Annotated in this window: 12 protein-coding genes; 6 read left to right on the top strand and 6 right to left on the bottom strand. The window is 63.2% G+C overall.

The window, feature by feature from the left end:
• The first annotated feature begins 275 nt into the window (after positions 1 to 275).
• On the top strand, positions 276 to 1,352 hold the full coding sequence (locus tag GM415_RS04750) for a MerR family transcriptional regulator (protein WP_158946683.1): 1,077 nt from the start codon (positions 276 to 278) through the stop codon (positions 1,350 to 1,352).
• Here GM415_RS04750 and ada read toward each other — a convergent pair.
• The 3 genes from ada to GM415_RS04735 form a co-directional block, all read right to left on the bottom strand.
• Positions 1,343 to 2,443, bottom strand: coding sequence for a bifunctional DNA-binding transcriptional regulator/O6-methylguanine-DNA methyltransferase Ada (gene ada / locus GM415_RS04745; RefSeq protein WP_158946682.1), 1,101 nt, complete (start codon positions 2,441 to 2,443; stop codon positions 1,343 to 1,345). The two genes, GM415_RS04750 and ada, sit on opposite strands and share 10 nt — an antisense overlap.
• 250 nt (positions 2,444 to 2,693) lie before the next feature.
• Positions 2,694 to 2,966, bottom strand: a complete 273-nt coding sequence (locus GM415_RS04740; RefSeq protein ID WP_158946681.1) for a DUF4242 domain-containing protein — start codon at positions 2,964 to 2,966, stop codon at positions 2,694 to 2,696.
• A 445-nt stretch (positions 2,967 to 3,411) separates the two neighbouring features.
• Positions 3,412 to 3,960, bottom strand: coding sequence for a hypothetical protein (locus GM415_RS04735; protein WP_158946680.1), 549 nt, complete (start codon positions 3,958 to 3,960; stop codon positions 3,412 to 3,414).
• Between the two features lie 303 nt (positions 3,961 to 4,263).
• Between GM415_RS04735 and GM415_RS04730 the strand changes: the two genes are divergently transcribed.
• Together GM415_RS04730 and GM415_RS04725 are read left to right on the top strand one after the other, a co-directional pair.
• Positions 4,264 to 5,538: a hypothetical protein gene (locus tag GM415_RS04730; protein WP_158946679.1), complete on the top strand. Its 1,275-nt coding sequence runs from the start codon at positions 4,264 to 4,266 to the stop codon at positions 5,536 to 5,538.
• Between the two features lie 16 nt (positions 5,539 to 5,554).
• Positions 5,555 to 6,736 carry a THUMP domain-containing class I SAM-dependent RNA methyltransferase gene (locus GM415_RS04725; RefSeq protein ID WP_158946678.1) on the top strand — a complete coding sequence of 394 codons (1,182 nt, stop codon included), beginning with the start codon at positions 5,555 to 5,557 and terminating at the stop codon, positions 6,734 to 6,736.
• Positions 6,737 to 6,988: 252 nt separating this feature from the next.
• On the opposite strand, the gene GM415_RS04720 is transcribed toward GM415_RS04725, so the two are convergent.
• A complete protein-coding gene (locus GM415_RS04720) occupies positions 6,989 to 7,864 on the bottom strand; it encodes a LysR family transcriptional regulator (protein WP_158946677.1) in 876 nt (291 codons plus the stop codon).
• 193 nt (positions 7,865 to 8,057) lie between these two features.
• On the opposite strand from GM415_RS04720, the gene GM415_RS04715 reads away from it, so the two are divergent.
• Positions 8,058 to 8,225, top strand: coding sequence for a hypothetical protein (locus GM415_RS04715; protein WP_158946676.1), 168 nt, complete (start codon positions 8,058 to 8,060; stop codon positions 8,223 to 8,225).
• Positions 8,226 to 8,573: 348 nt separating this feature from the next.
• Positions 8,574 to 9,071 carry a rubrerythrin family protein gene (locus GM415_RS04710; protein WP_158946675.1) on the top strand — a complete coding sequence of 166 codons (498 nt, stop codon included), beginning with the start codon at positions 8,574 to 8,576 and terminating at the stop codon, positions 9,069 to 9,071.
• Between the two features lie 588 nt (positions 9,072 to 9,659).
• Here the strand turns inward: GM415_RS04710 and dapF are convergent.
• Positions 9,660 to 10,508, bottom strand: coding sequence for a diaminopimelate epimerase (gene dapF / locus GM415_RS04705; RefSeq protein WP_158946674.1), 849 nt, complete (start codon positions 10,506 to 10,508; stop codon positions 9,660 to 9,662).
• A 108-nt stretch (positions 10,509 to 10,616) separates the two neighbouring features.
• Positions 10,617 to 11,870 (bottom strand): APC family permease, encoded by a 1,254-nt coding sequence (locus GM415_RS04700; protein WP_158946673.1) that lies wholly within the window; start codon positions 11,868 to 11,870, stop codon positions 10,617 to 10,619.
• A 116-nt stretch (positions 11,871 to 11,986) separates the two neighbouring features.
• On the opposite strand from GM415_RS04700, the gene GM415_RS04695 reads away from it, so the two are divergent.
• Positions 11,987 to 12,880: a LysR family transcriptional regulator gene (locus GM415_RS04695; protein WP_158946672.1), complete on the top strand. Its 894-nt coding sequence runs from the start codon at positions 11,987 to 11,989 to the stop codon at positions 12,878 to 12,880.
• The last annotated feature ends 19 nt before the right edge of the window (positions 12,881 to 12,899 follow it).

Here is a 12,899-nt window from a genome sequence, read left to right as displayed (position 1 = left end):
TTGCCCTTTTTGCCCTTGTTTCACAAGGGTGACGATGGGTGACGATACGCGGATTCTTTTCCACGAAAAGGAGGTCTGTGTGATCCGGCTCGGCCCTGTCTCCCTACCGGAAAAAGTGATCGTTCGACTCGGCAAACACGCAACTCTCACCGCCATCACGGCACGGCCACGGGCCCTCTCCAGCATCTGGAACGCCCGGCTCCGGTCCCGCCCCCGCCAACTCCGGTTGGCCACCCGGCGGGAGGTCCGCAAACCCCTCCGCATGAGCAGTCATCATGGAAGATACCTATACCCATAAAGACCTGGCGAACCTCTGTTCGGTCTCCGAAACCACCATCAAGAGCTACCGGCGCAAGTTCCCCGGCTTCATCCACGTTCTGACCAGGGGCAAGCCCATCCGTTTCAAGAAGGAAGCCGGCGATGTCTGTCTGGCCATTCGCGACTGCTTCGAGAAGGGCATGTCCGTGGCCGAGACCGCCAAGTTCCTCAAGGAACGCTTCAAGGAGGAGGCCGCTCCCGCCGGACGCACGAAACCCGCCCCCACCCCATCGGGCCAGGGTGGTGTCTCCGCGGAGTACCTGGAGCAGTTCTTCCAGACCGCTGGAAAGATGATGCACGGCATGGCCTCCCTGGCCACGGCCCAGGCCAAGTCCGCCCAGCGGCTGGAGCGGCTGGAGGCGGCCGTGGACGCGCTGGTGGAGGCCGAGACCCGCAACATGGAACTTTTCAACGAACTCCTCGCCCGGCAGGCGGAGGAACCGGTCATGCCCGCACCCCGGGCAGCCGCTCCGGACGAGCCCGCCGCCCGGAAGCCGGAACCGGAGCCGGAGCAGCCGGCCGAACCTCGCCCGGAGCACCAGCCCGCACAGCCTGAACGGGTCCGCGCGCGCAAGATAGTCAATGTCAGAGACCCGGAAGGCGGCGTCACCTCCTACGCCCTGGAAAAGGAGACCGCCGAACCGGAGCAGGGTGTGTTGGAGCTTCAGGAGGACCAGATCATCCCGGACGGCCCGCCCGCGACCCTGCTCAACGCACCCATCGTTATCCGCAACGACCAGAACGAATTCCTCGGCGTGCCTGGCAGGCTGCCCCTGTCCGGCTTCATAGAAGTGCTGGCAAAAGAGACCGAGGGGGGCTCCTCAGAAGCGGACTGGCGGCAACACAACAGGCACTGGGTCCACACCATGGCCGTGCCCGGCGGCGATTCGCACGAGCTCTTCTTCCTGCCCACCACCACCCCGCGCGGCAACCACGTGGCGCTGCTGGACAGGCTGGACGTGAACGGCAGGCTCACCTCGCCCCATTTTCTTCAGGAGTTCTTTCGTCAGGTGAAAGACAAGATTCAGGACTGATCCGGCTCGTCGCCTTCTTCTCCCGGCCGTCCGTGCCGTTCCGCTTCGAGCAGGGCGCGCTTTCGTTCCAGGCCCCAGCGGTACCCGGCCAGGCTGCCGTCCTTGCGCACCACCCGGTGGCAGGGCACGGCCACGGCCAGGGGGTTGCGGGCGCAGGCCGAGGCCACGGCGCGGACCGAGCCCGGCTCGCCCAGGGATTCCGCCACCTGGCTATAGGTGCGGGTCTCGCCCGCCGGAATGTCCCGCAGGGCGCGCCAGACCCGCTGCTGGAACGCGGTGCCCCGAATATCCAGGGGCAGCGACAGGCCCTTGCCCGGCGTTCGGATGAGGGAGACGATCTCCCGCACCTGTTCGTCCAGTTGCGGTTCGCATTCCTTGACGACGGCTCCGGGAAAGCGGGCCCGGAGTGATGCCGCCAGTTCCTCGGGGGTATCACCCAACTCGATGGCGCAGACGCCTTTTCCCGTGAACGCGGCCAGGACCAGCCCGAGTTGGCTTTCGGTCACCACGTAGCGGATGGAGAGGCCTTTGCCGCCCTTGCGGTAACGGGCGGGACGCATGCCGAGCACACCTTCCGCGCGCTCGTAGAACCGGCTGGCCGAACTGTAGCCTGCGTCGAACAGGGCGCGGGTCACCGGCGTGCCCGAGGCCAGGGCTTCCCGCACTCCGGCGTCGCGCAGGGCCTGCACGTATTCCTTGGGGCCGATGCCCACCAGTTTGCTGAACAACCGTCCGAAGCGGGATGAACTCATATCCGTGTCCCGCGCCAACTCCGCCACTCCAGGCGGACGCTCGCCTCGTTCCACGGCCCGCTCCAGGGTGCGGCAGGCGGCCATGATCCGTTTCAAGGGGATATGGGCATGGGCCGGGTCGTCGGGACGGCACCGCTTGCAGGCCCGGAACCCGGCGGCTTCAGCGGCCTCGGCGGTATCGAAAAACACGGCATTCTCCCGGCGGGGCAGACGCGAGGCGCACCCCGGCACGCAATATACGCCTGTGGTCCGGACCCCATAGTAAAATTCGTGGGCGGCGTCCCTGTCCCGCTCCTTCACCGCCTTCCAGCGGACTTCGTCATCGTCGTATGGAGCCATGCGCCCTCCGATTTGCCTGACGGCCCGATCGCAGCGCGGCCATCCGTTTACCCTGATCGCTCATGTCTTTTCCTACCCCGGAAGGCCATCCGGAAACCATCCGCTTTTCGCCGGGTAATTTTTGAAATCCAATCCTGTGGATCGAAATCGGCAACTTGGCCACTGCGCGAATCGAAGCTCAGTCTACCTTGAAGCAGCCCACGAAAAAAGCCCCTGGCGCAGGGGCCAGGGGCTTTCGCTTTCTTCGAATCTATTCCGCCGTGGTCGGATCGATGATCGTCTTGACTTCTGCTACGGAGTTGGCCGGGAAGCCGCCTTTTTCCGCATGGGCCAGGACGGACGCCTCGTCGGGAGCGATGTAGACGCAGTAGATCTTGTCGTCGGTCACATAGCTGTGCACCCACTGGACCTGGGGGCCGAGCTCGCTGAGGACGCTGCAGGATTTCTGGGAGATTCCATTCAGATCTTCGGGCGTGAGTTTGCCGGCTCCAGGGATTTCGCGTTCGATAACGTATTTGGGCATGTCAGGACTCCTTGATTAATAGGTGCATAAACCTTGTTCCGAGGTGCGGGCACGATCGCCAACTCCGCGGAACTTCCCTCAAAGGCTACGAAGGATCAGGCTTGTGCGTACCTGCTTTTTCCCTTTCCGGCAATGCGCAAAACGGAATTTCGCCCTTGCCCGGCCGGGGTCGGGCGGACCGCCAGATACGGCCATGCACGCAAATCATGTGTTATTTTAGCTGGTTTTTGCTGTCGGAAAGTCGCGCGGCACTCAAAAGCTCAGGAGGGGATGGGGATGGGGGGAGCGGAAAAAAGATGATGGAAATAGCCCTGCCCGCATTTTCGTAGGATACCGGGCTAGGGCATCGCGGCAAAGCGCAACGATATGAAGGCCTGAGCCCCAGGGCAGGACGAATCCGAGGGAGTCATCTCCCTCTTCTCCTCTGCAACTGGCGGCGTTCAGTCTACCTGAGCGTGGCCTTGCCAGCGTATCCCGCGTTCAAGCCGGGCGAGCGGGGTGCGTCCGCAAGCCGCAGGGAGAGCGTGTCCTTGCGCCGGGCTTCGAGAAAAGCCAGGCGGCGGAGCTCAAGCCGTTCCGCCTGAACGGCGCGGCGGCCCAGAAGCTGCTCAATGCGCTTGTGGCGGGCCTCGGCGGAAAGTGCGGGCAGAGTCTGCGGCGTTTCGGCTGAGGCGGTCATGACCGGAGCGTCAGCAGTGTCGGCCTGCTGCACACCGGGCGTGAAGTCGGGCAACAGAAAGGCCTTGCCCGTGAGCACGGCATCGACTTTCTTTTCGATAACCTCGCCGGGGTCCTGGTCGTTGACCGCATATTCATAGGAAAACTCGCCGACGGTATACGCGGTAGACGCATACTGGAGCGGCGCGAGACCGGCCATGCCGCCGACGCTCAACAACGGTCCGACGACCGCGCAGCCGGGCAACAGGGCCAATAGCAGCATGAACATGCTAATGTGTGCCGCCTTCCTCAAAGCGACGATCGCGTATCCTTTCATGGTCTACCCCCACAGGTATGCGTTGACCATCCTCATCCCACTGAGCGGATAGCGTTGAGAAACTCTAAACTATCTCTAGACACATGACAAGTTTTTTAAGAATCTTGGGGAGTTGTGTTTCCATTTATTAGTTACACCATTTTATCCAATCATCTCGGCATGTTCTGCTATTTTTCGATTAGAACTAATGCCCTAGTATACTGAAATTTCGTGATATCGCCAAGACTCTGAGGCACAAATACTTCTCCTCCGGCCCAGCCCTTCCTTTACCTAAACGGCAGAACACGATAATTGACGGTGCGTATGAGCAGCACTAAATCCGCAACCTGGGCCCGGGGCGGGCTGACCGCCGTGCCCCTTGCCGTGGCCTACGGGGCGGTCCCGCTGGGGACAGCCATCATGCGCGGATTGTTGGGCGACTTTGCAGACCTGCCAATCTACATCCCATGGCTGCTCCTGGCAGGACTCGGGACTCTGGCCGCCCTGCGGGGCAAAGGCGGGAGCACTCCGTTCGGCGTCAAGTTTCTCTTCCAGGGCATGCTCTTTCTGCTGCTTTGCACGGGCCTCATGGTCTACGCCGCCGACATCACCGCCGCGCTCTCGCCTCTTCTGCCCTACCTGCACGAGTCGGCCCCGGCGGTCATCCTGCTTTTCTGTCTGCTCTGGGCCGGAACCTTCGGCCTCCCGGACAGGGCGGACTTCCAGCGCTTCGGTGCCTTGCTTTCCCTGGTCTGCATCATCGATTTCGCAGTGGAAGTCTTCGCCTACCAGACCGTGCCCACGGTGCGCTGGATCGGCAATGCGGATGTCCTTTCCGGACTTCTTGTCGTGGCGCTGTGCGCTTCCCTCAAGCCAGGCGGCAACCAGGGGGGCTGTCATGAGCCGGACCAGGGAAAAGCAGCCTGGCGGGCCATGATCCTGATCGCTCTCCTGACCTGCCTCTCGCGCACCGGCCTGTTCGCGGCGGCCTGGGCCGTGCTCTGCTTCGGGCGGGGCAAGGCGCGCTACCGGCTGCTCTACGCCCTGACCTGCGCCGTCCTGATTTTCGTGAGCTTTCTGCTCCCCCCCACTGCCTCGGACGCCATTCGCTATGCGGACTACTGGCTCTGGGTGGAGTCCCTCCGGCTGTTCTCGGAGAATTCCGCCCTGCTACTGACGGGCCTGCCCGTGACAGATCCTCTGCCGCTGGCTTTCCCGCCGGGCATGAGCGCCATCTGGCAGGCGGCCACGGGCCAGTCGCCCCTGTTCGGAGCCTATCTGCCGCAGGTGCCCTCTTTCTGGCTCAGGCTGACCCTCGGCTGGGGCATGCTCGCACCGGTCGGGCTGCTCACCGTCGTGTTCATTCTCCTGTTTCGCCGCCTGACCCGCATGGGCGCGGGGCTGGTGGCCGGGCTCTTCGCCCAGGGAATGACCACGCCGCTGCTCTATGATCCGGCCACGGCTGCAGCCATAACTTTCGGCTTCCTGCTGGCTCTGTCCGTGCCGCGCGAAAGATCAGCCGCCGCCCCGGAAGCCGTCGCACCGGCTCCCCCGGTCGAAGCGGGCTCCACCGACGAGTGGAACCTGCGCCCCCTCTAACCCAGACGAGTTTTTCATGTCTCTTTTCAACACGACCGCCCCCATACTGGTCACCTGTCCCAAGGCCATGCCCGAATATCTGGAAGCGGAACTCCGCGCCCTTGGCTTCGCCAAAACCCATGCCCTGGATGCCGGGGTCATGGTGCCCGGCACCCTGACCGACTGCATGCGCCTGAACCTCTGGGTCCGCACCGGTCACCGGGTGCTGTACGAGCTCAAGCGATTCGACGCGCGCGGCCCGGACGAACTCTACGCGGTGGTGAACAAGCTGCCGTGGGAACAGTACATGGACAAGGACGGCTATTTCCGGGTGGACGCCAGCATCCGCGACACCGAGGTCAACGACTCCCGCTTCGCCGCGCTGCGGGTCAAGGACGCCGTGGCAGACCGGTTCCAGCAGCGGTTCGGCTCCAGGCCGGACTCCGGTCCGGAAACCAAGGGGGTCTGCCTCTTTCTGCACTGGCGCGGACGGGAAGCCACCCTCTATCTGGACACTACCGGCGACCCCCTGCCGCGCCGGGGCTACCGCAAGCGCCCGCACAAGGCCCCCATGCAGGAGACCCTTGCCGCAGCCTGCGTACTCGCCTCGGGCTGGCCGGAGCTGGCCCGCAAGGGCGGCCATTTCATCGCGCCCATGTGCGGGGCCGGAACCCTGGCCATAGAAGCCGCGCTCATGGCCATGAACGGCGCGCCCGGTCTGCTGCGTGATAATTTTGCCTTCATGCACCTCAAGGGATACGACCCGGCGGCCTGGGACGAGATGATCGACCGGGCCGAGGACAGCGAGACCCCGGACTTCGCCGGGCGGATCATCGCCACGGACTACGACCCTGAAGCCGTCGAGGCGGCCAGGGACAATGCGCGCATCGCCGGAGTGGGTGACTTCATCGAGTTCGCGGTCTGCGATTTCGCCGACACCGAGGTTCCCGAAGGGCCGGGCATTGTCATGCTCAACCCGGAGTATGGTGAGCGGCTGGGCGAGGAAAAGGCACTGGAGCCGGTCTACCGGCGCATCGGCGACTTCTTCAAGCAGTCCTGCGGCGGCAAGGCCGGCTTCATCTTCACCGGCAACTCCCGGCTGGCCAAGTGCGTGGGGCTGCGCACCCGGCGGCGGCGCATCTTCTTCAACGCCAAGATCGAATGCCGTCTGCTCGAATACGAGCTCTACGCCGGGACGCGCAAGGTCAAAGAAGATTAGGCTCCACAAAGCCTGCCGGGCCGGTCTGTATCCTTGCCTTCTTCGTTTGCAGCGTCCTGGATCAGAGGCTGTTGCCGCCCTGCGGCGGCGAGTCTCGGGTGATTTCGCCTCCCGCGGGCAAGGGGGGCCCCTTGCATCCCCATTCTCGCTCCTTTGGCGCGAAGTGGGTGATTTCTTCTTTTTTAAGGTAATAGAAAAGGCGCTTTGCTTCGAAGGTCGGGCGGGTGGACTTAGGCTGTGCGGGGCAAGTGGTTAAGTGCTCCACACCTTGGTCACGTGGTCGATGACCGCCTGCATGACCGGGTCCTGGTCGTGCCGTCTGAGGCAAACGAAATGAAGGTCGATGGCCAGGGCGTCGAAGGGCATGGCGTGGACCTTGCCGAAGCGGTTGGCCATGTCCAGTTCGTTTTGGCGCATGAAGGAGATGCCTTTGCCCGCGGCCACCAGCACGCGGATGACTTCGTCTCCGTCCACTTCAAGAAAGTTCCTGGGTTTGAATCCCAGGGAATCGAAAAACGGCGTGGTCAGCTGCTGCACCGGGTTATCGCCCGGGTCGAGAATCCACGGCAATTCGGCCAGGGCCTGCATGCCATGCTCCATGCGGTCCCGCCAGACGTCCGGCACGGCCACGTAGAACCGGGTGGTCTCCAGGAGTACGGCGTGAATGTCCTTGTGCCGGGGCGGCCCGAAGATGAAGCCGCAATCCAGCCGCCCGCGCCGGATGGCCTCCTGCACCGAGCTGGACGCCGACTGCTGGATCTGTAGCGTGATCTTGGGGTGCTGCTCGCTCAGGGAGTTGAGCAGGGGGACGATGCGCAGATACTCGGCATCCGTGTTCAGCCCCAGGGAGAGATCACCCACCAGCTCGCCGCCCATGTTGCGCGCTTCCAGCTTCAAATCACGCACCGCCTTGAGTACCCCCTGGGCCCTGATAAACAGCCGCTCACCCGCTTCGGTGAGCTGCATCCCCTTAGGCGTACGAATAAACAGGCGGGTTTCCAGCTCTTCCTCCAGCCCTTTCACATGGGCCGACACCGTAGGTTGGCTTGCGTGCAGCCGTTCCGCCGCCCGGGTCAGATGGCCTTCCTCGGCGACAACGACGAAAGTGTTAATTTGATAGAGTTCCATAATATCCTTTTATCACTGTAGTTATCGCTTCTTGATCGGCCCATCCGATGAAGAACTGTAACACCATCGGAAAAGCTGAACAAGTGCATCACAACAAACAATTGGATTGCGGCCCACACCTTCCGTAATTGGTGAGTCATGGAAAACCGCCGCACGGCGTAACCCGTTTGCACCAAAGGACAAGGAGACGATCATGAGCATGGAATGCGATACCCGACTTTCGATGATGGCCCTGCAAGACCGCACCAATCACACCCCGGCCCCCCGCCGTAACCATCTTTCCAGGCGTGCGCGCAATACCGCCGCTTCCGCTGCCGCCATGGCGGCCTTTGCACTCACTCTGTTCACCCGCACCGCCTGATCTTTTCCGGGAGCATAGCTCCCCTAGCCAAGCGGGTTTGAGCCGCTCCTACCCGGGAACGTCATCCTTTCCTTCCGGGTAGGGGCGGCTCTTTATTTTCCACTTTGCCAACCCAACCGGGGTCCAGCACCTCTATTGAATACCATTAGGCCATTTCCGGCACTCCCCCTTTACTTTTTCTCCTCACCATCTAATATATGCCAGACCTGCAACGGCCACCTGCAAAACGCATAGATGGCAGTCTGCGAGCCTCTTAATAGGAATCATTATTATTTGCTTGCTATGTGTTGAAGATTTCGGTACAACCGCTTTCAACAAATCAAAAAACCCTTATCCGAGGAGATAGACATGAGCAAAACCATTGAAAATCTGAAAGCCGCTTTCGCTGGTGAGTCCCAGGCCAACCGTAAATATCTTGCCTTCGCCGACAAGGCCGAAAAAGAGGGCAAGCCCGGCGTGGCCAAGCTGTTCCGCGCCGCTGCCGCCGCCGAGACCATCCATGCCCACGCCCACCTGCGGCTCATGAAGGGAATCGGTTCCACCGAGGAGAACCTCAAGGCCGCCATCTCCGGCGAGACCTACGAATTCGAAAAGATGTATCCGGAGATGATGGACGACGCCAAGGAAGAAGGCGAAAACGCAGTGCTGCGTTACTTCGGCTTTGCCAACGAGGCCGAAAAAGTTCACGCCGCCCTCTACACCGAGGCTCTCGAAGCCGATGGCGACACCTTCGCCGATGCTGAATTTTACATCTGTAGCGTATGCGGTCATACCCAGAACGGCGCACCCACCGATAAGTGCCCCATCTGCAACGCCCCCGCCACCTCCTACGCCAAAGTCGACTAATTGAACTTGGCCCACGGTAAACCCCCCAGCCCGGCTCCCGCCAGGCTGGGTGGTTTTTTTGCCTCCGGCGGCCGAGGGAAAGGGGAACCCCCATCCCCTTCTCCCCTCCTAAACTTTTTATAGTTCGCTTCGCTCAAGGGCGGAGGAACTTGAAAAGGCCCTTCCCGAATGTTTCATTCGAGTTAAGGGCAAAATCTACCGAGTCTCATTTTTTTCTTAACTCACTAATCACACTATATTTCTTCTCTCCTTCCAAACCAAATATCGACAGCCTGCTCCCGGCAATTCCCAAAATTAGCCCCCGGCGCAAACCACCACCCGGCACGGCGGGCGCGAGCGACCAGTCCGTCCCCGCAAAAGCGGCACGAACTTGGCTTCCGCACGTACTCGAGCGAAGCGAGCTATGGGATTCCAAAGGCCCTCGGCCTTTGACGGGTCCAGGGCAGCGCCCTGGTCTCTCCGAAGGAGACCGCCGGTAAGGCTCCCCAAAGGGATCGCCGGAGGCCTCCCTACGTGTCGTGTCGCAATCGCACGAAAAAAGGCCACCGATGAGTACCGGCGGCCTTTCCAATGCTTGTTATGAAAGTCTTAAATCAATCCGAGGGGTTCGAGGTAGACCTCGCCCTTGAAGGTCAATTCGGCGGCGCCTTGCAGGAAGACGTTGTCGTCTTCGAGAAAGACGGTCAGCACTTCGCCGCCGGTGGTGGTGAGGTCGGCCCGGCCTTCGGTCAGGCCGAGGGCGTTGGCCAGCAGCTGGGTGGCGGCGGCACCGGTGCCGCAGGCGTAGGTCTCGGCTTCCACGCCGCGCTCGTAGGTGCGCAGGAGCATGGTGTTCTCGTCCTTGACCTGGGCAAAGTTGACGTTGGTCCCGGCGGGCGCGAACTGTTCGTGGTAGCGGATCTTGGGGCCGAGATCCATGATGTCCACGGCTTCGACGTCGTCCACGAAGACCACGGTATGCGGCACGCCGGTGTCGGCGAAGTGCACGGTCAGCGGCTCGCCGTCCAGGTCGATGCGGATGTTGGTCTCCTTGCCCAGTGGCGGGGTGAGCTGGACCTTGACCCGTCCGGCGTCCGGGCCGTCCACCAGGACTTCCGCCCGGATGGGGCCGGCGTCGGTGCCGAAGGTGTGGGTTGCCGGGGCCAGGCCGATGGCGTGGGCCAGCTTGCCAGCGCAGCGGGAGGCGTTGCCGCACATCTCGGCGCGGGAGCCGTCGGAGTTGTAAAAGTGCCAGCGGTAGTCCAGGCCGGGCTCGTCAGTCTCCTCCAGGAAGAAGACGCCGTCCGCGTAGACGCCGAAGGCGCGGGCGCAGAGTTTCTGGGCCCACAGGTCCATGACGCCGGGGTCGACCTTGGCCTCGCGGTTGTCGATGACCACGAAGTCGTTGCCGCAGCCCTGCATCTTGTAGAACGGAACGGAAGTGCCGAATATCGTCATTGATTTCTCCATGTCTGCACGGTTATGCGCCGGACCCGCTATCGTCCAATTCTTTCTGGATATGGATGCGTCCGGCCTGGCGAATCGTCGATGGAAAGCGGCCTGTTGTCAAGGCCGGAGGGGGTCTTCGGCACGGCGTACCCTGCGGGCTCCGGGCCGGATGACGGCCAGGATCATGACGCCTTCGGTCGTGAGCACCTGCCAGGGCGACTGGAGCAGGACGATAAGGACGCACAGAGCGAGGAGCCCTGCGGTGGCTCGGGGCAGGGGGGCGGTGAACAGGCGCGCAGCGGCCAGTGTTCCGAGGAGGGCGTTGGACAGGAAGAATCCGTCGGCGATGGCCACCAGCCCGGCCAGGTCGAGGACGCCGAAGCCGACGAGCGCGAACTGGACGAGGTGCGAGGCAGTGTACAGGGCGACGGCCGTCCACGGGACGCCGTGTCGGTTGCGCCTGTCCAGAAAGGCGGGCAGCCATCCCTCCTGCGCCATGTGAGCGGTCAGGCGGGAGACTGCGCCGACCACCGTCAGGTAGGTGGTGACGCACAGGGCGGCGGTCATACCGGCCATGACCCAGGGCGAGGCCTGGCCGAAGAGAGGGTGCAGCAGGGCGGCCACACCGTGCCCGGCCTCCGGGGGAAACTCGCCGTATTGCAGGGCGGCGGCCACGGCCAGGGAGACCAGCCCGACAACCAGCCCGGCGATGACTGCGGCGCGCGGGATGGTCCGGCTCGGCTCGGCCACCTCGTCCCCGTAGTTGCCCACCACTTCCCAGCCGACCACGGCCCAGAAGAGCAGGAGCAGGGTGTAGCCCATGGCCGGGGCGTCCATGGGGGGCAGAGGCTCGGGCGGGACGGAGTGAAAGGCGAGGACCAGGCCGGAGCCGGTCAGGAGCAGGAGGGTGGCCGAGGAGGCCAGGACCAGGGTGAAACGGCTCATGTTCCGCAAGCCGCTTGCGAGGAGCAGGGCGCAGCCCGCCTGCATGGCGGCGGCCAGCGTTGCCCGACCGGCGTCCGTGGCAGGTGTGATCGCCGGGGGCAGGTATTCGACAACGGTAAGGATCACCGCTGCCGGGCCGAAGAGCACCGCCCCTGATAGGAAATAGGCGGCCAACCGCTTGGCCACGGGACCAAAGGCCCGCTTTACCGCGCTGGCCGCGCCCCCTTCGCCCGGGAACAGGGTTCCCACCCTGGCGAAGACATAGGCGAAGGCCACGCCGAAGGCCGCTGTCAGCCCCCAGCCTGCGATGGCCCATTGCCCCGCCGTATCCAGCGCCAGGGGCGGCAGGATGACGATGCCCGAGCCGAGCACGGCGCCGATCATCATGCAGCACAATGGAAGCGTTCTGATTTTCCGTTGGTCCATTTTGCCCTCCGGTTCTTGATTTTCCCCATGTATCGTGGAAAGAGGCCAAAAGAACAAATAGGGATATCAAGGGAGAGCCATCGGAATATCTGAACGTGAGAGAGAAGGAGGGAGTGATGGACATCCGCAGGCTGCAATGTTTCCTGGCCGTGGCCTTTGAGGGCAACCTGACCCGTGCCGCCGAGAGCCTGTTCCTAAGCCAGTCCGCCCTGAGCGGGCAGATCAAGCTGCTCGAGGACGAGCTGGAGTATCCGCTGTTCGAGCGCCACGCGCGCGGCATGACCCTGACCGCCAAGGGCGAGACCCTGCTGCCCTATGCCCGCAGCGCCATCCAGGCCATGGAGGACTTCCGGGCCAAGGGGGACAGGCTGCGCAACGCCCGGGTTACGGGCCTGACCGTGGGGCTGAATACCGACCCCGTGTTTCTGCGCATGGCCGAACTGGCCCGGCAGATGCGCTCCAGATTGCAGGGCGCACAGCTTTCCTTCATCGTTTCCCAGAGCCGGTTTACGGCTGAATCCCTGCGTTCCGGCGAAATGGACGTGGGGTTCCGTTTCGGCATGTGGGGAGAGGAGGGCATTCATGACGAATTCGTGGCCCCTGTTCCCCTGGCCATCGCCATTCCTTCAGCCATGGCCCCGGAGGTGAAGCCCGGAGACTGGCGTGGGCTGGCGGCCCTGCCCTGGGTATACACCTTCCGTGGTTGCCCCTTCCACACGGCCCTGCGCGAGCGCATGTCCACCTTCGGCGTGGAGCCGTGCACGGTGGGGCACTCGGTGGACGAGAACATCATGCGCGAGCTGGTGGCCGAGGGCGAGGGCGTGGCCATCCTGCGCGAAGACGAGGGCAGACGGCTCGAGGCCGTGGGCAAGGCCGTGCTCTGGCCCGAGCGTTTGCAGGTCCCGTTGTGTCTATCCTACCCGGCGGGCAGCGGCTACGATTCGCCCCTGCGCGAGTTTCGCGACGTGGTCCGGTCAGTCTGGTGCGGTGTCGAGGACGCCGTGGCTTAACGGGAGAGAGTCCGTTGTC

This window comes from Pseudodesulfovibrio cashew (genome assembly GCF_009762795.1).
Taxonomy (GTDB): Bacteria; Desulfobacterota; Desulfovibrionia; order Desulfovibrionales; family Desulfovibrionaceae; genus Pseudodesulfovibrio; species Pseudodesulfovibrio cashew.
The sequence above is the reverse complement of the archived record's forward strand: the minus strand, read 5'-3'. Positions and strand labels throughout refer to the sequence as shown.